General features: G+C 66.5%; 15 protein-coding genes and 3 rRNA genes. 15 read left to right on the top strand and 3 right to left on the bottom strand.

All coding sequences use genetic code 11. From position 1 onward, the window contains the following. Positions 1–36 precede the first annotated feature (36 nt). Complete coding sequence (locus OHA58_RS15235; RefSeq protein WP_405479176.1) at positions 37–564, top strand: EamA/RhaT family transporter; 528 nt, start codon at positions 37–39, stop codon at positions 562–564. Between the two features lie 111 nt (positions 565–675). Further along, a complete protein-coding gene (locus tag OHA58_RS15230) occupies positions 676–1,449 on the top strand; it encodes a class I SAM-dependent methyltransferase (protein WP_405479175.1) in 774 nt (257 codons plus the stop codon). A 128-nt stretch (positions 1,450–1,577) separates the two neighbouring features. On the opposite strand, the gene OHA58_RS15225 is transcribed toward OHA58_RS15230, so the two are convergent. Further along, positions 1,578–3,089: a SulP family inorganic anion transporter gene (locus OHA58_RS15225; RefSeq protein ID WP_405479174.1), complete on the bottom strand. Its 1,512-nt coding sequence runs from the start codon at positions 3,087–3,089 to the stop codon at positions 1,578–1,580. Positions 3,090–3,331: 242 nt separating this feature from the next. Between OHA58_RS15225 and OHA58_RS15220 the strand changes: the two genes are divergently transcribed. The 3 genes from OHA58_RS15220 to proC all read left to right on the top strand — a co-directional run bounded on the left by OHA58_RS15220 (position 3,332) and on the right by proC (position 5,804). Then, positions 3,332–4,186 carry an ABC transporter ATP-binding protein gene (locus OHA58_RS15220; protein WP_405479172.1) on the top strand — a complete coding sequence of 285 codons (855 nt, stop codon included), beginning with the start codon at positions 3,332–3,334 and terminating at the stop codon, positions 4,184–4,186. Continuing rightward, the gene (locus OHA58_RS15215; RefSeq protein ID WP_116511397.1) at positions 4,183–4,920 is read left to right on the top strand and encodes an ABC transporter permease; all 738 of its coding nucleotides are present in this window, start codon (positions 4,183–4,185) and stop codon (positions 4,918–4,920) included. The genes OHA58_RS15220 and OHA58_RS15215 overlap by 4 nt, the downstream gene beginning before the upstream one ends. A 71-nt stretch (positions 4,921–4,991) precedes the next feature. Beyond that, complete coding sequence (proC, locus tag OHA58_RS15210) at positions 4,992–5,804, top strand: pyrroline-5-carboxylate reductase (RefSeq protein ID WP_405479170.1); 813 nt, start codon at positions 4,992–4,994, stop codon at positions 5,802–5,804. A gap of 789 nt (positions 5,805–6,593) precedes the next feature. Here proC and OHA58_RS15205 read toward each other — a convergent pair. Beyond that, a complete protein-coding gene (locus tag OHA58_RS15205) occupies positions 6,594–7,196 on the bottom strand; it encodes a cysteine hydrolase family protein (RefSeq protein WP_405479169.1) in 603 nt (200 codons plus the stop codon). Positions 7,197–7,270: 74 nt separating this feature from the next. On the opposite strand from OHA58_RS15205, the gene OHA58_RS15200 reads away from it, so the two are divergent. Continuing rightward, positions 7,271–8,299 carry a GlxA family transcriptional regulator gene (locus OHA58_RS15200; RefSeq protein WP_405479167.1) on the top strand — a complete coding sequence of 343 codons (1,029 nt, stop codon included), beginning with the start codon at positions 7,271–7,273 and terminating at the stop codon, positions 8,297–8,299. Between the two features lie 95 nt (positions 8,300–8,394). Here the strand turns inward: OHA58_RS15200 and trpS are convergent, their stop codons facing one another. Continuing rightward, positions 8,395–9,393 (bottom strand): tryptophan--tRNA ligase, encoded by a 999-nt coding sequence (trpS, locus tag OHA58_RS15195; protein ID WP_405479165.1) that lies wholly within the window; start codon positions 9,391–9,393, stop codon positions 8,395–8,397. 875 nt (positions 9,394–10,268) lie between these two features. Here trpS and OHA58_RS15190 point away from each other — a divergent pair. The 9 genes from OHA58_RS15190 to OHA58_RS15150 all read left to right on the top strand — a co-directional run bounded on the left by OHA58_RS15190 (position 10,269) and on the right by OHA58_RS15150 (position 20,775). Further along, positions 10,269–11,796: ribosomal RNA gene (locus tag OHA58_RS15190) — 16S ribosomal RNA — on the top strand. A 318-nt stretch (positions 11,797–12,114) separates the two neighbouring features. Then, positions 12,115–15,238, top strand: a 23S ribosomal RNA gene (locus OHA58_RS15185). An 89-nt stretch (positions 15,239–15,327) separates the two neighbouring features. Then, positions 15,328–15,444, top strand: a 5S ribosomal RNA gene (rrf, locus tag OHA58_RS15180). Together the 16S, 23S and 5S rRNA genes form the textbook arrangement of a ribosomal RNA operon. 70 nt (positions 15,445–15,514) lie before the next feature. Further along, positions 15,515–16,159 (top strand): HAD family hydrolase, encoded by a 645-nt coding sequence (locus tag OHA58_RS15175; RefSeq protein ID WP_405479163.1) that lies wholly within the window; start codon positions 15,515–15,517, stop codon positions 16,157–16,159. A 136-nt stretch (positions 16,160–16,295) separates the two neighbouring features. Then, a complete protein-coding gene (locus OHA58_RS15170; protein WP_405479161.1) occupies positions 16,296–17,024 on the top strand; it encodes a VC0807 family protein in 729 nt (242 codons plus the stop codon). 130 nt (positions 17,025–17,154) lie between these two features. Next, positions 17,155–18,384: an MFS transporter gene (locus tag OHA58_RS15165; protein ID WP_405479159.1), complete on the top strand. Its 1,230-nt coding sequence runs from the start codon at positions 17,155–17,157 to the stop codon at positions 18,382–18,384. Then, a complete protein-coding gene (locus tag OHA58_RS15160; RefSeq protein ID WP_405479158.1) occupies positions 18,335–19,510 on the top strand; it encodes an acetoin utilization protein AcuC in 1,176 nt (391 codons plus the stop codon). The genes OHA58_RS15165 and OHA58_RS15160 overlap by 50 nt, the downstream gene beginning before the upstream one ends. A 107-nt stretch (positions 19,511–19,617) precedes the next feature. Continuing rightward, positions 19,618–20,433, top strand: a complete 816-nt coding sequence (locus OHA58_RS15155; RefSeq protein WP_405479156.1) for a phosphatase — start codon at positions 19,618–19,620, stop codon at positions 20,431–20,433. Between the two features lie 129 nt (positions 20,434–20,562). Continuing rightward, the gene (locus OHA58_RS15150) at positions 20,563–20,775 is read left to right on the top strand and encodes a helix-turn-helix domain-containing protein (RefSeq protein ID WP_127832639.1); all 213 of its coding nucleotides are present in this window, start codon (positions 20,563–20,565) and stop codon (positions 20,773–20,775) included. Positions 20,776–20,890: the final 115 nt, after the last annotated feature.

Below are 20,890 nucleotides of genomic sequence, written 5' to 3'. Positions count from 1 at the left end.
CCCGGAGCAGCCGGGGGCGCCAGCCATAATCGACACGTGAGCGACGAATCCGGCACCCCCCGCCCCGCCCCCGAGACCCCGGAAGCAGCCGGCGGCACCCCCGCGGGCCCCCAGCCCGAGGAGATCCGTTTCTTCGGCAGGACCTGGGTCGAGCACGACGGCGGCTACACCTGGCGCCGCGTCGCGGTCGCCGCGGGCGCGCTCGTCGGCGCGGCGGCCGGCTGCTTCGTGCTGCGCTTCGCGTACGAGGGCCTGGCCATCGCCGACGTCGGTTCCTTCGTGAACGTACTAGTGGTCCTGATGTTCGCGATCTGCAGCGCCCTCGCCTTCCGCCGCACGTGGGACGGCTTCTCCAAGCGTCCGGACCCCGAGGCGCAGGCGTCCCTGCGCGGCTTCATGTCGATCGGTTTCGTCGGCGTGCTGCTCGCCTACTGCCTGCGCTGCTTCTCCGAGGCCCCGGGCGAGAAGCTCCGCAGGCAGGAGTACGCGACCGCCCGCGAACAGTACGAACGCCGCAGCACGCGCCGCACCGGCAACCCGTCGAAGAAGAAGCGCAAGGGCTGACGCACCCCCAGGCGCAAACACAGCCCCCCACGCACGGACGGGCGACGAGGCACCGCCCGAGCCACACACCACGTACTGACGAGAGTCCCCCGCACAGGACAGGATGGCGGCATGCCCACCGTCTCGCGCGCCCACTCGTTCAACGCTGCGGCCGCCCAGTACGCCGCGAGCCGCCCGTCCTACCCGCCCGCCCTCCTGGACGCCGTCGAGGACGCCGCCGGACGGCCCCTCGCCGGCGCCCGCGTGGCCGACGTAGGCGCGGGAACCGGCATCTCGACCGCCCTCCTGCACGCGCGCGGCGCCCGCGTGGTCGCCGTCGAGCCGGGCGAGGGCATGGCGGTCGAATTCCGCCGGGCGCTGCCCGGCGTACCGATCGTGCGGGGCGACGGCAATGCCCTCCCCCTCGCCGACGCCTCCCTGGACCTCCTCACCTACGCCCAGTCGTGGCACTGGACCGAGTCGGCCCGCTCGGCCCCCGAGGCGATGCGGGTCCTGCGCCCGGGCGGCGCGCTCGCGCTGTGGTGGAACACCGTTGCCCTCGACGTCCCGTGGATCGCCGCGCAGCACGAGCGCATCGCGCGCCACGTAGGCGTGGAGACGGGCGCCAGGCAGCGCCCCGACGAGGCCCGCGCCACCGAACTGTCGGGCCTCACGGACCTGCCGGGACGCGGCGAGGTCACCCTTCGACATGTGCGCTGGAGCCGGCTTGTCCCGCTGGACACGCACCTCGCCAACATCGGCAGCCACTCGGCGTTCCTCGTCCTCCAAGAGGGCGACGCGCAGGCCTTCCTCGCCGAGGAGCGCGCCCGGGTCGGCGAACTCTTCCCGGACGGCACGGTGGAGGAGACCTACGTGGTCGAACTCCTGGTAGCCACCCGCACCTGACCCACAGCCACTACGACACCGGCGGCCGCCCCCGTCACCTCACGAAATCGGCCGCCGCCCCCCACAACCTCATGACACCGTCGTCCGCACCCGTCACCTCACGAAATCGGCCGCCGCCCCCCACAACCTCACGACACCGTCGTCCGCACCCGCCCCGCCACCCACCCCTCCAACGCCGTGGCGCACGCGTGATCAAGATGCCTCAGCCCACTCAGCTCCAGCCGCACGTCCCGGTCGGCAGGCAACGCCTCCAGCGCGTCGAGCAGCTTCGGCAGCCGCAGAAACGTGGCATTGCCGGCCACCCGTACGACCAGCCCCGCAGCCCCCCGGTCCTCGGTCCGCACCTGTACGTGGCTGATGTCCCACGCCGTCTTCGCGACGGCCAGCGCGAGCCCCGCCAGCACCCCCTCGAAGAGATTCGTCGCGACGATGGCGAACGCCGTCACCGCGAGCACCACCGCCTCGCCCCGATGCTCACGCCACAGCGGCACCAACTCCCGCACCGGCACCAGCTTGCAGCCCGCGTGCACCAGGAGCCCCGCGAGTGCCGCCACCGGAATCAGCCCCAGCGCGGCGGGCAGCACGGCCGCGAACAGCAGCAGCCACACCCCGTGAAGGATCCGCGACGCCTTGGTCCGCGCCCCGGCCCCCACATTGGCCGCGCTCCGCACGATCACGGCGGTCATGGGCAGCGCCCCGAGCACCCCGCACACCGTGTTCCCGGCGCCCTGGGCGATCAGCTCCTTGTCGTAGTCCGTTCGCGGTCCGCCGTGCAACCGGTCCACGGCCGCCGCGCTGAACAGGGACTCCGCGGACGCGATGAGCGCGAACGCGAGGACGGTCCCGACGACCCCGGCCTGCGTCAGCAGCCCCGCACTCGCCGGCGAGGGCAGCTGCACCGCGTCGAACAGTCCGCGCACCTCCACCCTGCGCACCGGTAACCCGAACGCCCCGGTCACCGCGGCCGCCAGCCCGATCGCTGCCAGCGGCGCGGGCAGCAGCCGCGCCGCAGACCGCCAGCGAGGCCACAGCACCAGTACGACAACGGTCCCGACGCCGACCGCGAGCGCGACGGGATCCGACGCACCGGGCAGCGCCGCGAGCCCGAGCACCTTGCCCACCCCGCTCGCGGGCACGGGCGCGGCGTCCCCCATCGCGTACACCTGACCTGCGACGAGTACGAGGCCGATCCCCGCGAGCATCCCCTGCACGACGGCGACGGACACAGCCCGGAACCACCGCCCGATCCGCAGCACCCCCAGCCCGATCTGCACGAGTCCGGCGGCCGCCACCAGGACGCCGAGCGCGGCGGGGCCGTGGGTGTGCACGGCCTCGTAGACGAGGACGGTCAGCCCGGCCGCGGGCCCGCTGACCTGCAGGCTGCTGCCGGGCAGCGCCCCGGCGACGAGACCGCCGACGATGCCCGTGATCAGCCCGAGCTCGGCCGGCACCCCGGAGGCGACGGCGACGCCGACACACAAGGGGAGCGCGACAAGAAAGACGACGAGGGACGCGCCCAGATCGGCACGGGAGAAGCGACGGGGGAGGCAACGGATGAGGCGACGGGGGAGGCGACGGGCGGGGGAGTCAGGGGTGAGCGAGAGACGGGCGAGGGAGCGGGAAATAGCTGCATGACGCATCTGGGGCGCACCTCCGGGGGAGATGCGTGGGCGCCGGCAGTGGGGGAGACCCCGGCACTGAAATCCATTGTCACGTAAGGGAGTTGAGGGCGGGCCGAACTGCGGTTACATCCCGATGTCCTCGGAAGCGCGGAGTCACCCGCCCCCGGACGCCCCGCTTCCGATCGCTCCCACGAGCGCCGGCGCCGCCAAAGCGCCCCCTGGCGCTTGACGCCCGGCCTCACCGGAGGGATATTCATCACATGATGAATATCCCCGAAGGGTCATCCTCCCCGGAACTCCCTCCCTCCCCCTCTCCCGCTGCTTCGCCCTCCTCCTCGCCCCCCTCTTCGCCGGAACCACCGGCTGCCGCCGTCCGCGCCACGGACCTCACGGTCGTCCGAGGCCCCCGCCCCGTCCTGCACGCCCTGGACTTCACCGTCCCCCGACGTCAGATCACCGGTCTCCTCGGCCCCTCGGGCTGCGGCAAGTCCACGCTCATGCGCGCGATCGTCGGAACCCAGGCCAAGGTCACCGGCACGCTCACCGTCCTCGGCCACCCGGCAGGCTCCGCCGAACTCCGCTCCCGCATCGGATACGTCACCCAAGCCCCCTCCGTATACGCAGACCTGACGGTCCGCCAGAACCTGGACTACTTCTCGGCAGTACTCCAGCCGGGCCGCGCCGCCGCCTCCCACCGCCGGGACGACGTCGCCCGCGTCATCACTGAAGTGGACCTCACCTCCCACGCCGACGCTCTCGCCGGCAACCTCTCGGGCGGCCAGCTCAGCCGGGTCTCCCTCGCCGTCGCCCTCCTCGGCACCCCCGAACTCCTCGTCCTCGACGAACCCACCGTCGGCCTCGACCCCGTCCTGCGCCGCGACCTGTGGAACCTCTTCCACTCCATCGCCGCCGAGCGCGGCGCCACGCTCCTCGTCTCCTCGCACGTCATGGACGAGGCCGAGCGCTGCCACCGCCTCCTCCTCATGCGCGAAGGCGAGATCCTCGCCGACGACAGCCCCGACGCCCTACGAGCCGGCACCGGCGCCGCGACCGTCGAAGACGCCTTCCTCCACCTTGTCGACCAGGCCAACACCCTCCAGCGGAGCCCCCGATGAACGCAGCCCGCACCCTCGCCACCGCAGCCCGAGTCCTGCGCCAGCTCCGCCACGACCCGCGCTCCATCGCCCTGATGCTGCTCGTCCCATGCGTGATGCTCTTCCTGCTCCGCTACGTCTTCGACGGCAGCCCCGGCACCTTCGACTCCATCGGCGCCTCCCTCCTCGGCATCTTCCCGCTCATCACGATGTTCCTGGTCACGTCCATCGCCACCCTGCGCGAACGCACCTCGGGCACCCTCGAACGCCTCCTCGCCATGCCCCTCGGCAAGGGCGACCTCATCGCCGGTTACGCCCTCGCCTTCGGCGCTCTCGCGGTAGTCCAGTCCGTACTGGCGACGGCCCTCGCCCTGTGGGGCCTCGGCCTCGACGTCACCGGCTCCGCCTGGCTCCTGCTCCTGGTCGCCCTCCTCGACGCCTTGCTCGGCACCGCCCTCGGCCTGTTCGTCTCCGCCTTCGCGGCCTCCGAGTTCCAGGCCGTCCAGTTCATGCCGGCGGTGATCTTTCCCCAGCTGCTCCTGTGCGGCCTGTTCATCTCGCGCGACAAGATGCAGCCCGTCCTCGAAGGGATTTCCAACGTCCTCCCCATGTCGTACGCCGTCGACGGCATGAACGAAGTCCTCCGCCACACCGACCTCACCGCCGACTTCATCCGCGACGCGGCCGTCGTCGCCGGCTGCGCCGTCCTCGTCCTGGCCCTCGGCGCCGCAACGCTCCGCCGCCGTACGGCCTGACCGCCGCCGATGCGAGGATGACCCCGACGGACGCAACCGCACCGAACCTCGCGCCCCGAAGGGTGGCCTCCATGCCCCAGCAGCACGTCGCAGTCCTCGGCACCGGAAAGATCGGCGAAGCCCTGCTCAGCGGAATGATCCGAGCGGGCTGGGCCCCTGCCAACCTCCTGGTCACGGCCCGCCGCCCCGAACGCGCCGAAGAGCTCCGCACCCGCTACGGCGTCACCCCCGTCACCAACGCGGAAGCCGCCAAGCAGGCCGACACCCTGATCCTCACGGTCAAGCCCCAGGACATGGGCACCCTCCTCACCGAACTCGCCCCGCACCTCCCCGCCGACCGCCTGATCATCAGCGGCGCGGCGGGCATCCCCACCACCTTCTTCGAGGAGCGCCTCCCCGAAGGCACCCCCGTCGTGCGCGTCATGACGAACACGCCCGCCCTCGTCGACGAGGCCATGTCCGTCATCTCCGCCGGCTCCCACGCCACGGCCGCCCACCTCGCCCACGCCGAGGAGATCTTCGGCGCCGTCGGCAAGACGCTCCGCGTCCCCGAGTCCCAGCAGGACGCCTGCACCGCCCTCTCCGGCTCCGGCCCGGCGTACTTCTTCTACCTGGTCGAAGCCATGACCGACGCGGGAATCCTGCTCGGCCTGCCCCGCGACAAGGCCCACGACCTGATCGTCCAGTCCGCGATCGGCGCCGCCGTGATGCTCCGCGACAGCGGCGAACACCCCGTCAAGCTCCGCGAAAACGTCACCTCCCCCGCCGGCACCACCATCAACGCCATCCGCGAACTCGAAAACCACGGAGTCCGCGCCGCCCTCATCGCCGCCCTGGAAGCCGCCCGAGACCGCAGCCGCGAACTGGCCTCCGGCAACAACTGACCCACCGACGTACGCCCCCCCGACGTACGCCCCCCCCCGACGTACGCCCCCCGGACCTATGGCCCCCACGGACGTACGCCCACACGGGCCTCAACACCCACGTGGCTGATTTCCCACCTGGGCGACGCCTGGCCTGGCTACCCCGGCCTGGGGCGATGCGAGGCCTGGCTACCCCGGCCGGCCGCCCCGGCCTCCCTGGCCATCTCCGGACCGGCTGATCCTGGCCCTTGCTGAAGCTCGGCCCGTCCCGCCCCCACGCGGCTTACCCGGAACCGGGGGCTGGCCCGACGGGGCGGCGAGCTTCACCTCGCCCGCCGCATCCTGACCCGACCTGACCCGACCCGACCCGACCCGGCCTGACCTGACCCGACCCGACCCGACCCGGCCTGACCTGACCTGACCCGACCCGACCCGATCCGACCCGGGCAGGGCCGGGATGCGGCGGGCCGCAGCGGCTCGCCGCACCTGGCTGCCGACCCGGTCGACCCAGCACGGTGGCGCACCGTCGCCCCCTCGTGCGCCAATCCACTCGCCCGCGTGAGCCAGGCCCTGCACGGACGACCCACCCCAGCGCCGCGACGACCTGCACCGACTTGGAACGCGGCAGCTCACCCCGCGGGGCGGCCGATCCGGTCATCCCGGCGCCCCACGAACCACGCGGCACGGTGATGCCGCACCGACGCCGCGACGGCTCACACCCGACGTGGACGCGGCTGCCCACGCCACCCGGCTGCCCCGGTGCCCACGCCCCCCGCACGCGTGTCGGCGACACCGAACCAGTACCGACCGTCACCCGCGAAGCGCCCCCGCCTCCGCCGCAGCCACAACCTCCGCCGTCGTGACCACCCGGGCGAAGCCACCCCCGTGCAGTGACACCGCTGAGGCCTGGGCCAGCTCCTCCCCTGTGCGGCGCCAGCCGAACGGGCCCTCCAGGTCGAAGGTGTGCGTCGCGTCCAATGCGAACAGCACCTCGTACCCCAGATTCCCGCCCATGCGTGCTGTGGTCTCCGCGCACATGTTGGTCTGGATCCCGGCCACCACGAACTGCCCGATGCCGGCCGCCCTGAGCCACGCGTCCAGGTCCGGCGTCCCGTAGAACGCCGAGTTCACGGACTTCGTCACCAGGAGCTCCGCCCCGTCCCCCTTCCCACGCCGCTCCTCCACGTACTCCTTGAAGCCGTTCCCGGCATACCCCGGCCGCAACGGCGACTGAGGCTTCGGCGAGTCATGCCGCACGAAGACGACCGGTCGCCCCGTCGACTGCCACGCGTCGATCAGCGACGCGATGTTCTCGTCAGCCCCAGGGTTGTTCCGCGGTCCCCAGAACCCCTCCTCCTCGAACCCCTTCTGCACGTCCACCACGATCAGCGCTGCGTTCTCTGCGATCTCCATGCCCACGATGCTCCCGTCGGGAGCGCATCTGCCCCAGAGACACAAAAGACAGCGATCGATGGTTTACTGCCACCGTGCCGCACCCAGACCCGCACCCAGATCCGCACACACTGCCGCGCCCCACTCAGCGCATCGCCCTCCTCGCCTTCCCCGGCATCCGGGCTTTCGACGTCTCCGTCATCACCGAGGTCTGGGGCACCGACCGCACCGACCGTGGCGTCCCCGCCTTCGACCTGCGGCGCATCGCCGAAGACCCGACACCCGTCCCCATGCGAGGTGGACTCACCCTCACCCCCGATCGCACCCTCACCTGGCTGACACGCCTCGCGCCAGCCACCGACCTGCTCGTCGTCCCCGGCCTCGACGACCACCTCACCCCCGCGCCCGAACCGGTCCTCGAGTCCCTGCGCCGAGCCCACGCCCGCGGAGTCACCATCGCGGCGCTCTGCGGAGGCGCCTTCACACTCGCCCAAGCCGGCCTACTGGACGGCCGCCGCGCGATCACCCACTGGAACCTCGTCGACCTGCTCCGCGCCCATCACCCCCTCGTCACCGTCGAACCCGACGCCCTCTTCATCGAGGACGACAACATCTGGACCGCCGCCGGCACGGCCGCCGGCATCGATCTCTGCCTGCACCTCGTCCGCAGGACCCACGGCGCGGAGACCGCCGCCACCATCGCCCGATCGATGGTCACGGCCCCCTTCCGCACCGGAACGCAGGCCCAGTTCATCGAGCACCCCACGCCACGAGCCGACCGCGACGCCGATGCCCTCACCTCCGTACGCGCATACGCCCTCCAGCACCTCCACGAACCGCTCACCGTCGCCGGCCTCGCCGCCCGCGCCGGCATGTCCCCACGCTCCTTCGCCCGTCACTTCACCGCAGCCACTGGCACCACCCCTCTGCGCTGGCTCCTGGATCAGCGCATGGCGGCAGCGCAGAAGCTGCTCGAACGCACCGACCTCCCCATGCCCGAGGTCGCACGCCGCGCGGGCTTCGGCAGCGAGGTCACGATGCGCCAGCACTTCGCATCGCGCCTCGCCACCAGCCCACGCTCCTACCGGGCCTCCTTCGCCCAGCGGCCCTTCACCCCCTCCTAGGAACGCGTCTCCCAGGAACGCCCATCCAGGAACGTGCCGCCTTATGGGCACGCTCAGATAGGGACGCTCAGATAGGGACGCTCAGATAGGAACGCTCAGGTAGGGGGAAGCAGCCCGATCGCCCGATAGGCGGCGTCCACGGTCGGCTTCGCCATCTCCCTCGCCCGCTCAGCTCCCCGCCGCAGCACCTCCTCTACATACGCGGGATCCGCAACCAGCTCCTTGTGCCTCTTCTGCAGTGGCGCAAGAAGCTCCACCACGGCCTCCGCGGTCGCCCTCTTCAGCGCGCCATACGACTCATATACACCGCTCAAGCCGTCTGGGTTCCCACCCTCACAAGCGGCCAGAATCTCCAGCAGATTCGACACCCCGGGCTTGGCCTCGCGGTCGTACTCGACCTCCGTGCCGCTGTCCGTGACCGCCCGCAGGATCTTCTTCCGCACGACGTCCGGCTCGTCGAGGAGATAGACGATCCCGGCCCCGCTCTCGTGCGACTTCCCCATCTTGGAAGTCGGGTCCTGGAGGTCCATGACTCGCGCCGCGACAGCGGGCGGCGTCGCCCGCGGCACCACGAAGGTGTGCCCGTACCGCTGGTTGAACCGCACCGCCAGATCCCGGGAGAGCTCGACGTGCTGCGTCTGGTCATCACCCACAGGAACCTCGTCCGCCCCGTAAGCGAGGATGTCCGCCGCCATCAGCACGGGGTACGTCAGGAGCGACAGCCGCACACTCCCGCCCCGCTCCTGCTCGCGGGCGGATTTCTCCTTGTACTGGATCATCCGCCGCATCTCGCCGTCCGTGGCGACGCACTCGAGCAGATACGACAGCCGGGCGTGCTCGTCCACATGACTCTGCACGAACACGGTGCACACCTCGGGATCGAGCCCCGAGGCAAGCAACAGCGTCGCTGCCTGCTTACTGAGTCGCCGCACCCGCCCGGGATCGTGGTCCACGGTCAACGCGTGCAGATCGACGACGCTGAACAGCGCGTCAGCTCTGTGCTGATCGACTTCAGCCCACTGACGTACGGCGCCCAGATAGTTCCCCAGCGTCAGATGCCCGGTCGGCTTGACCCCGCTGAAGATTCGCGTCATTACTCCACCTCCTGGTCAGGACCGCCGCGGCCCGGCTGCCGGGCTCCGTGGTCTCCAGGAGGGAGATACAAGAACGGCCGCCGAGGCGGCGGCCGTTGGGTGCATGCTTCTGCCGGCCGCCGTCAGGCGGCCCACCACTGCTGGGTGTGCGCATGCGTAGTCACGAGCCCAAGAGTAGACCTCACAGGCGTGAAGTTGACACCCCTGGGCCCGGTACGTAGTGTTCTCCGAGTTGCCCGACGTGAGCTCCGGTCCTTGACCGGTCCCCGGGTGGCCATTCCGCAAGAACCATTCAACGATCGATGTCGCGTCTCTCTGAGATGCGCCACGGCTCGTTTTCATGCGTCTTTGCGAAATGAGGAATCCGCGTTCGAAAGGACGCCCCCGATTAGCTCGGGAGCCAGGACTCCGCTAAAGTCTCACTCGTCGGAACGGCCCAACAGCCGCGAAGACAAGCCCCGCTGACTGGGAGTCAGGCCCGAAAGGATCTGATAGAGTCGGAACCGCCGGAAAGGGAAACGCGAAAAGCCGAAAGGCCGGAGCGGAAACCTGAAAGGCACCGAGGAAATCGGACACGAAAGAGTCTGATAGAGTCGGAAACGCAAGACCGAAGGGAAACTGCCCGGAGGAAAGCCTGAGAGAGTCTCTCGGGTGAGTACAAAGGAAGCGTCCGTTCCTTGAGAACTCAACAGCGTGCCAAAAGTCAACGCCAGATTGACAACCCCGGCCCACCTTTGGTGGGTTGGAGGTTCCTTTGAAAAAGTCCTCACTCCCACACCGGGGTGAGGCGCACTAGCGAGGACGCAGTGAATCGTGGGGATTATTCCTCCCGACGGTTCCGCTCTCGTGGTGTTCACCGGGATTACCCGGAAACATTCACGGAGAGTTTGATCCTGGCTCAGGACGAACGCTGGCGGCGTGCTTAACACATGCAAGTCGAACGATGAAGCCCTTCGGGGTGGATTAGTGGCGAACGGGTGAGTAACACGTGGGCAATCTGCCCTGCACTCTGGGACAAGCCCTGGAAACGGGGTCTAATACCGGATAACACCCTCTCTCGCATGGGAGGGGGTTGAAAGCTCCGGCGGTGCAGGATGAGCCCGCGGCCTATCAGCTTGTTGGTGAGGTAGAAGCTCACCAAGGCGACGACGGGTAGCCGGCCTGAGAGGGCGACCGGCCACACTGGGACTGAGACACGGCCCAGACTCCTACGGGAGGCAGCAGTGGGGAATATTGCACAATGGGCGAAAGCCTGATGCAGCGACGCCGCGTGAGGGATGACGGCCTTCGGGTTGTAAACCTCTTTCAGCAGGGAAGAAGCGAAAGTGACGGTACCTGCAGAAGAAGCGCCGGCTAACTACGTGCCAGCAGCCGCGGTAATACGTAGGGCGCAAGCGTTGTCCGGAATTATTGGGCGTAAAGAGCTCGTAGGCGGCTTGTCACGTCGGTTGTGAAAGCCCGGGGCTTAACCCCGGGTCTGCAGTCGATACGGGCAGGCTAGAGTGTGGTAGGGGAGATCGGAATTCCTGGTGTAGCGGTGAAATGCGCAGATATCAGGAGGAACACCGGTGGCGAAGGCGGATCTCTGGGCCATTACTGACGCTGAGGAGCGAAAGCGTGGGGAGCGAACAGGATTAGATACCCTGGTAGTCCACGCCGTAAACGGTGGGAACTAGGTGTTGGCGACATTCCACGTCGTCGGTGCCGCAGCTAACGCATTAAGTTCCCCGCCTGGGGAGTACGGCCGCAAGGCTAAAACTCAAAGGAATTGACGGGGGCCCGCACAAGCAGCGGAGCATGTGGCTTAATTCGACGCAACGCGAAGAACCTTACCAAGGCTTGACATATACCGGAAAGCATCAGAGATGGTGCCCCCCTTGTGGTCGGTATACAGGTGGTGCATGGCTGTCGTCAGCTCGTGTCGTGAGATGTTGGGTTAAGTCCCGCAACGAGCGCAACCCTTGTTCTGTGTTGCCAGCATGCCCTTCGGGGTGATGGGGACTCACAGGAGACTGCCGGGGTCAACTCGGAGGAAGGTGGGGACGACGTCAAGTCATCATGCCCCTTATGTCTTGGGCTGCACACGTGCTACAATGGCAGGTACAATGAGCTGCGATGCCGCGAGGCGGAGCGAATCTCAAAAAGCCTGTCTCAGTTCGGATTGGGGTCTGCAACTCGACCCCATGAAGTCGGAGTTGCTAGTAATCGCAGATCAGCATTGCTGCGGTGAATACGTTCCCGGGCCTTGTACACACCGCCCGTCACGTCACGAAAGTCGGTAACACCCGAAGCCGGTGGCCCAACCCCCTTGTGGGGAGGGAGCTGTCGAAGGTGGGACTGGCGATTGGGACGAAGTCGTAACAAGGTAGCCGTACCGGAAGGTGCGGCTGGATCACCTCCTTTCTAAGGAGCACTTTGGCTGCCAGGTTTTACTTGGTGGTCCAAGAGCCATTTCGTCGGCAAATGTTCGACGGTGGTTGCTCAAGGGTGGAACGTTGACTATTCGACCGGGTTTACGGGTCGGAGGCTGTGAGTACTGCTCTTCGGGGCGTGGAAAGCATGATCTCCGGGCGGAGCCGGGTCGGGCACGCTGTTGGGTGTCTGAAGGTACGGCCGAAACGGTCGCCTTCAGTGCCGACCCCAGTGCACTCGGACTACTGGTTCGGGGTGATGGGTGGTTGGTCGTTGTTTGAGAACTGCACAGTGGACGCGAGCATCTGTGGCCAAGTTTTTAAGGGCGCACGGTGGATGCCTTGGCACCAGGAACCGATGAAGGACGTGGGAGGCCACGATAGTCCCCGGGGAGCCGTCAACCAGGCTTTGATCCGGGGGTTTCCGAATGGGGAAACCCGGCAGTCGTCATGGGCTGTCACCCATACCTGAACACATAGGGTATGTGGAGGGAACGCGGGGAAGTGAAACATCTCAGTACCCGCAGGAAGAGAAAACAACCGTGATTCCGGGAGTAGTGGCGAGCGAAACTGGATGAGGCCAAACCATATGCGTGTGATACCCGGCAGGGGTTGCGCATGTGGGGTTGTGGGATCTCTCTTTTACAGTCTGCCGGCTGTGAGACGAGTCAGAAACCGTTGATGTAGGCGAAGGACATGCGAAAGGTCCGGCGTAGAGGGTAAGACCCCCGTAGTCGAAACATCAGCGGCTCGTTTGAGAGACACCCAAGTAGCACGGGGCCCGAGAAATCCCGTGTGAATCTGGCGGGACCACCCGCTAAGCCTAAATATTCCCTGGTGACCGATAGCGGATAGTACCGTGAGGGAATGGTGAAAAGTACCGCGGGAGCGGAGTGAAATAGTACCTGAAACCGTGTGCCTACAAGCCGTGGGAGCGTCGCTGTATGTGCTTGCACATACAGTCGTGACTGCGTGCCTTTTGAAGAATGAGCCTGCGAGTTTGCGGTGCGTTGCGAGGTTAACCCGTGTGGGGAAGCCGTAGCGAAAGCGAGTCCGAATAGGGCGATTCAGTAGCGCGCTCAAGACCCGAAGCGGAGTGATCTAGCCATGGGCAGGTTGAAGCGGAGGTAAGACTTCGTGGAGGACCGAACCCACCAGGGTTGAAAACCTGGGGGATGACCTGTGGTTAGGGGTGAAAGGCCAATCAAACTCCGTGATAGCTGGTTCTCCCCGAAATGCATTTAGGTGCAGCGTCGTGTGTTTCTTGCCGGAGGTAGAGCACTGGATAGGCGATGGGCCCTACCGGGTTACTGACCTTAGCCAAACTCCGAATGCCGGTAAGTGAGAGCACGGCAGTGAGACTGTGGGGGATAAGCTCCATGGTCGAGAGGGAAACAGCCCAGAGCATCGACTAAGGCCCCTAAGCGTACGCTAAGTGGGAAAGGATGTGGAGTCGCACAGACAACCAGGAGGTTGGCTTAGAAGCAGCCACCCTTGAAAGAGTGCGTAATAGCTCACTGGTCTAGTGATTCCGCGCCGACAATGTAGCGGGGCTCAAGCGTACCGCCGAAGTCGTGTCATTCATACACATATCCCCAACGGGAGTATGGATGGGTAGGGGAGCGTCGTGTGCCGGGTGAAGCAGCCGCGGAAGCGAGTTGTGGACGGTTCACGAGTGAGAATGCAGGCATGAGTAGCGATACACACGTGAGAAACGTGTGCGCCGATTGACTAAGGGTTCCTGGGTCAAGCTGATCTGCCCAGGGTAAGTCGGGACCTAAGGCGAGGCCGACAGGCGTAGTCGATGGATAACCGGTTGATATTCCGGTACCCGCTGTGAAGCGTCAAACATTGAATCAGGCGATGCTAAGTCCGTGAAGCCGTTCCGGACCCTTCGGGGAAAGGAAAGTGGTGGAGCCGACGGACCAGACTTGTAGTAGGTGAGTGATGGGGTGACGCAGGAAGGTAGTCCAGCCCGGGCGGTGGTTGTCCCGGGGTAAGGGTGTAGGGCGCTGTCTAGGTAAATCCGGACAGCATGAGCCTGAGACCTGATGCCGAGCCGATTGTGGTGAAGTGGATGATCCTATGCTGTCGAGAAAAGCCTCTAGCGAGTTTCATGGCGGCCCGTACCCTAAACCGACTCAGGTGGTCAGGTAGAGAATACCGAGGCGTTCGGGTGAACTATGGTTAAGGAACTCGGCAAAATGCCCCCGTAACTTCGGGAGAAGGGGGGCCATCACCGGTGATTGAATTTACTTCATGAGCTGGGGGTGGCCGCAGAGACCAGCGAGAAGCGACTGTTTACTAAAAACACAGGTCCGTGCGAAGCCGTAAGGCGATGTATACGGACTGACGCCTGCCCGGTGCTGGAACGTTAAGGGGACCGGTTAGTGCACTTTCGGGTGTGCGAAGCTGAGAACTTAAGCGCCAGTAAACGGCGGTGGTAACTATAACCATCCTAAGGTAGCGAAATTCCTTGTCGGGTAAGTTCCGACCTGCACGAATGGCGTAACGACTTCTCGACTGTCTCAACCATAGGCCCGGTGAAATTGCACTACGAGTAAAGATGCTCGTTTCGCGCAGCAGGACGGAAAGACCCCGGGACCTTTACTACAGTTTGATATTGGTGTTCGGTTCGGCTTGTGTAGGATAGGTGGGAGACTTTGAACTCTGGACGCCAGTTCAGGGGGAGTCGTCGTTGAAATACCACTCTGGTCGTGCTGGATGTCTAACCTGGGTCCGTGATCCGGATCAGGGACAGTGTCTGATGGGTAGTTTAACTGGGGCGGTTGCCTCCTAAAGAGTAACGGAGGCGCCCAAAGGTTCCCTCAGCCTGGTTGGTAATCAGGTGTTGAGTGTAAGTGCACAAGGGAGCTTGACTGTGAGACCGACGGGTCGAGCAGGGACGAAAGTCGGGACTAGTGATCCGGCGGTGGCTTGTGGAAGCGCCGTCGCTCAACGGATAAAAGGTACCCCGGGGATAACAGGCTGATCTTCCCCAAGAGTCCATATCGACGGGATGGTTTGGCACCTCGATGTCGGCTCGTCGCATCCTGGGGCTGGAGTCGGTCCCAAGGGTTGGGCTGTTCGCCCATTAAAGCGGTACGCGAGCTGGGTTTAGAACGTCGTGAGACAGTTCGGTCCCTATCCGCTGTGCGCGTAGGAATATTGAGAAGGGCTGTCCCTAGTACGAGAGGACCGGGACGGACGAACCTCTGGTGTGCCAGTTGTCCTGCCAAGGGCATGGCTGGTTGGCTACGTTCGGAAAGGATAACCGCTGAAAGCATCTAAGCGGGAAGCCTGCTTCGAGATGAGTATTCCCACCCCCTTTGAGGGGTTAAGGCTCCCAGTAGACGACTGGGTTGATAGGCCAGATCTGGAAGCCCGGTAACGGGTGGAGGTGACTGGTACTAATAGGCCGAGGGCTTGTCCTCAGTTGCTCGCGTCCACTGTGTTGGTTCTGAAACCACGAACAACCCCACGTTTGTCACAGAGCGTGGTGCGGTTGACAGTTTCATAGTGTTTCGGTGGTCATAGCGTGAGGGAAACGCCCGGTTACATTCCGAACCCGGAAGCTAAGCCTCACAGCGCCGATGGTACTGCAGGGGGGACCCTGTGGGAGAGTAGGACGCCGCCGAACTATTTTTGAAGAAACCCCCGTAACGGATGAGAATCCTGTTACGGGGGTTTTCTGCGTTTAGGGTCGAGCTATGCGATACGACCTGGTCATCTTCGACAACGACGGCGTTCTCGTCGACAGCGAGCCGATCTCCAACAAGCTTCTCGCCGGCTATCTCACCGAACTCGGGCACCCCACCTCGTACGAGGAATCCCTCAGGGACTACATGGGTTCTGCCATGCACCGCGTGCACGATCTTGTCGAGGAGCGGACCGGGCAGCGGCTGCCCGAGGATTTCGACGATGTTTTTCACGGGCGGGTATTCGCCGCCTTCGAGCGGGAGCTGGAGCCCGTGTCCGGGGCCGTGGAGGTCCTGGAGAAGCTGGCCACCGATGGAGTGCCGTACTGCGTGGCCTCCTCGGGGAGTCACGAGCGGATCCGCGTCGGGCATCGCAAGACCGGGCACGACAAGTGGTTCGATGACGGCCGGATCTTCAGTTCGCAGGATGTCGGGCGGGGGAAGCCGGCGCCGGATCTCTTCCTGTACGCGGCGCAGCGAATGGGCGTGGCGCCGGAGAGGTGCGCGGTCGTGGAGGACAGTCCGCTCGGCGTTCAGGCCGCCGTGGCCGCCGGTATGGACGTGTACGGGTTCACGGCCATGACGCCCGCGAGCCGGCTGAGCGCGGCCACCGAACTCTTCGGCGACATGCGGGAGTTGCCTGACCTGCTCACATGACATCTCCGTACGAGGCGCCCTGACATTTGTCATCGCGAGCTCCGGACGATCGTTTCTGTTGGGCGGAGGGGGTCCTCCACGAAGCTGAGTACATCGAGAACGGGACGTACACAGTGACGACGGAGGGAACCCGATCATGAGCCAGCTCGTTGTACAGACACCGGTCAAGTCCGCTGACGCGGCTGCCGCCCCGCAGAGCGACCGCGCGGCCCTCCTGGGAAGCCTCAAGCCGCTGGTCGTGGACGTGGTCGTGCCGATGGCGTCGTACTACGTGCTGAGCAAGGGGTTCGGCATGAGCACGCTGGCCGCCCTGGGGTGGAGCAGTGTGCTGCCGGCGCTGCGGACCGTGTGGGGGGTGCTGCGGGATCGGCGGCTCAATGTGCTGGCCGGAGTCATCCTCGTCGTCAACATGGTGGGGCTGCTGCTGAGCACGGTGACGGGCGATCCTCGGCTGATGCTGGCCAAGGACAGTGGGATCAGCAGTGTCGTGGGCATCTCGATGCTGGTGTCGGTCGTGGTCGGCAAGCCGCTCCTCACGTCCGCGCTGAAGCCCTTCGTGACCAAGGGGGATGCCGGGCGGACCGCGGTCTGGGAGCGGCTGTCGGCGGGGCCAGGTCGCTTTGTGCGGGCCGAGCGGGTGTTCACGGCGGTGTGGGGCCTGGCGCTGGTCACGGAGTGCGTGGTGCGGATCGTGGGGGCGTACACACTGCCGGTCGACACGATGGTCTGGCTCGGCAATGTGATCATGGCGGGCGCCGTGGTCCTGGCCATCCGGTTCGGCGGGCGTCTGGCCGTGGGGCCGATGGAGCGGATGGTCGAGGAGGAACTGGCGAGTGGCCTGGCTCAGGTGGAGCGCGTCGCCTGACACGGTCCCGGTACGTCCGCAGCGCACACCCTCTTCCCGGTCGCCCGATGACGGCGGCCGGGAACTTTCGTTCGAGATGCATCGAGATCCATCTACCCACGGGTAGCTCTGGGGCCTACGCTGTGCGGCCATGACAGAAGTGCTGCGGCGTGGCAGAGGCTCGCTGGCGTTCAGTTTCTTGGTGCAGGGTGCCACGTTCGCGCTCCTGGTGACTCGAATACCGGCTATCCAGGATCAGTACGGCATATCGGATGGGCTGTTGCCCGTCTTTCTCGCTGCGGTGCCGATCCTGGCCGGCGTCGGGAGCGTGTGTACCGAGAAGCTGGTCAAGAGGGTGCGGCCCAGCCGGGTCCTGCGGTGGTCGCAGCCGGTCGTGCTGCTGGCTCTGCTCGGGGTCGGGGCGGGGGGCTCGCTGTGGCAAGCGGCCCTGGCGCTGGGGGCGTTCGGGATCGCGGTGGGCGCGCTGGATGCGTCCATGAACATGCTCGGGGTGAGCCTGCAGAGGGCGTACGGGCGCAGCATCATGCTCGGGTTTCATGCGGCGTACAGCCTGGGCGGGATCGTGGGGGCGTCGCTCGCGTGGGTGGGGGCGCACTGGGAACTCTCGCTGTTCGTGTCGTATCTGCCGGTGGTCGTGCTGTTGTTGCCGGCGGCGTTCGTGGGGAGTCGCTGGTACGTCGACGGGGAGAGCGGCGCCGGTGAGGGTGCTCAGGGCGCCTCGGGTGGCCCGGTGGTGTTCAAGCTGCTGTTGCCGCTGTGTCTGGTGATGACGTTCGCGTACATCGGGGATTCGACGGTCTCCAACTGGAGTGCGAAGTACCTCCAGGACGTGCTGGGCAGTTCGGAGCAGCTGTCGACGGTTCCGTACAACGTCTACATGGTGATGACGCTGGTGGGGCGGGCGCTCGGGGACCTTGGGGTGCGGCGGTTCGGGGCGGTCGTGGTGGTGCGGTTCGGGGCCGTGGTCGCGGCGCTCGGGTTCGCTGTCGTGGCGGTGGCGCCAGGGCCCTGGGTAGGGATGCTCGGGTTCACGCTGCTGGGGCTCGGGTTGTGCGTGATCGTGCCGCAGACGTTCGCCGCTGCGGGCAGGCACGCTTTTGAGAATTACGGTCCGAACGCTTCGGATTCGGCGATTGCCCGGCTGAATGTCTTCAACTATGTGGGATTTCTGATCGGTTCGCCCCTTGTGGGGGCTCTGGGCGATGCGTGGAACTACCGGGGGGCGATGCTCGTTCCCATGGTGTTGGTGCTCGTGACACTCGTGTACGCCCGGTCCTTCGCCCCTGCAGCGGACCGATACGGTGACGGGCATGAGCGGCCGCGCACAGCTGATGTGGGACGAGGCAGTAACGGGCTATGACTTCGGCCCGGATCACCCGATGGATCCGGTCCGGCTGGCCCTGACGAGAAGTCTCGTCGGGGCTCTTGGGCTCGATCGTGAGGTGGACGTCGTCGCCGCCAAGCGGGCGGGTGAGTCGACGCTGCGGCTTGTGCACCGCGAGGACTATGTGGAGGCGGTCAAGGCCGCGTCCGCCGATCCGGCTTCGGCGGACGGGACCTATGGGCTGGGGACGGTCGACGATCCTGCCTTCGCCGGTATGCACGATGTGTCGGCGCTGATCGCTGGGCAGTCCGTGGGCGCGGCGGAGGCCGTGTGGCGGGGTGAGGCGCTGCACGCGGTGAACTTCGCGGGCGGGCTGCACCATGCGATGCCCGGGGGTGCTTCCGGGTTCTGTATCTACAACGACGCGGCGCTGGCCATCGCTCGTCTCCTTGAGCTGGGTGCCGAGCGGGTCGCGTACGTGGATGTGGACGTGCACCACGGGGACGGGGTGCAGGCGGCGTTCTGGGAGGACCCGCGGGTGCTCACCATTTCGCTGCACGAGCATCCGCGGACGCTGTTTCCGCAGACCGGGTGGCCCGAGGAGACGGGGGCCGACGGTCCGGCGGAGGGGGCGGCGGTCAATGTGGCGTTGCCGGCGGGGACCGGGGACGCGGGATGGCTGCGGGCTTTTCACGCCGTCGTGCCCGAGTTGCTGGCGGAGTTCAGGCCGCAGGTCCTCGTGACGCAGCACGGGGCCGATACGCACTTCGAGGACCCGCTGGCGCATCTGGCGGTGTCGCTCGACGCGCAGCGCGCCGTGCAGGTCGCCTGTCATGAGCTGGCGCACGAGCATGCGGACGGACGGTGGGTCGCGCTGGGCGGTGGCGGGTACGCCGTGGTGGACGTGGTGCCGCGGTCCTGGTCGCATCTGGTGGGGATCGCCGCCGGGCACGAGGTCGCGCCCGGGACGGTGATTCCGGAGAACTGGCGGCAGGAAGTGTTCGCCAGAACTCGGCAGTTGGCTCCCACGCGGATGACGGACGGGCGGTGGCCGGTCTCGTACAAGGAGTGGGAGTCGGGGTACGACCCGGCGGACCGGCTCGACCAGGCGGTTCTGGCGACTCGGCGTGCGGTGTTCCCGCTGCGCGGACTGTTGCCGTAGCGGTGTGGGGGCGGGCGGCCCGTGAGGGTACGGGGCGTTACGCCAAGTGTGGGGTGTTTTCGGGGTTTTAGGGGTGGCAGGGACCCCAATGCGCCAGCATCACACGGGTGTTGAGCACCGGAGCGCTGCGTGCGCATCTGCTGGCCGCCCATCTGGCCGGGCCCGTTGCGACCTCCCGTGAGGTGAGTCTGCGCAGCTATCGGCTCTTCGCGGCCAGGGATCCCCGGATACTTCTGGGCCTCGACCCGGAGTGGAGCTGGGGGCAGCGGGATCTGCTCGCGCTGATGGCCGACAAGTGCGGGGTGTCGGGCGATCCGGGGGACACCTCGGGGTTCGACGTGATCGATCCGGAGCGGACGCTGGCCGCGCTCGACGCGTTCGCGGCGCGGCTCGGTGAGGCCGCGCGGGGTCGGGTCCCGGTGCTGTTCGGGACGGGTCACCCGCATCGACTCCTCGGTTTCTACGCCGCGTTGGCGGACGCTCTGTCGGCGGCGGGATGTCCCGTCCTCACTCCCGCGCAGGGTGGGAGTGTCGACATAACGACCCGGTTCGGTCTACGCACGTACGACCTCGACTACGTCCATGGAGTCGCGCTGGTGCGGGAACCCGGCGCGCGTGAGCCGGGGAGTGAGACCGGCGCACACACCCACTCACCCCTCCCGGTTCGCACGGTGCTCGCGGCCGCCGCGCAGGCCGGCGGGCTGCTGCCGGAGCTGGTCGTGGGTGACCATGGATGGGTCTGCGGCGCAGGTCAGTTGGGGTTCGATGCCATCGGGCTCGCGGATACGGATGATCCCGCGCTGTTCGTGGGGGAGGCCGAGGGGCAGGTGTCCGTAGTCGTTCCGCTTGATGACGCTGTGCGGTCTGATTACTACCGACCGCTTACTCGCTATGTACTCAATCGAGCGTGTCTGTCACAGTAGGCGGCCATCCGCTGCTCCTCTTCCCCACTCGCACCACACGCCCCTAGTCTGGGGAGTGAGCACGCAACGACGTTGAGTCACCGGAAGGGGAAGCCGGTGGCCGTCGAGTGCGGAAGGTTCAGGTGTGTCATGGCTGCTGGTGAGAGTAGGCCTCTGAACGAGGTGCAGTTCCTGACCGTGGCGGAAGTCGCCTCGGTGATGCGAGTCTCGAAGATGACCGTGTACCGGCTGGTGCACAGTGGTCATCTGCCCGCGATCCGGGTCGGAAGGTCTTTCCGAGTCCCGGAACAAGCGGTTCACGAGTACCTCCGCGAGTCCTACGTGGGGGTGGGGACAGCCTGACGGCATCCTCCGGGATCCCTCGATTACAGGCTCAGCGCTGGGCCGGGTAGGCTAGGCCGACGTAGGTCGTGTGGGCCCAGACGCCCCGCACCGAGTGAAGAGAAGTGAGCGAGGG

Origin of the sequence: Streptomyces sp. NBC_00009 (assembly GCF_045040855.1) — a bacterium.
GTDB classification, from domain to species: domain Bacteria; phylum Actinomycetota; class Actinomycetes; order Streptomycetales; family Streptomycetaceae; genus Streptomyces; species Streptomyces aureus.
This window is presented reverse-complemented; position numbering and strand designations above follow the sequence as displayed.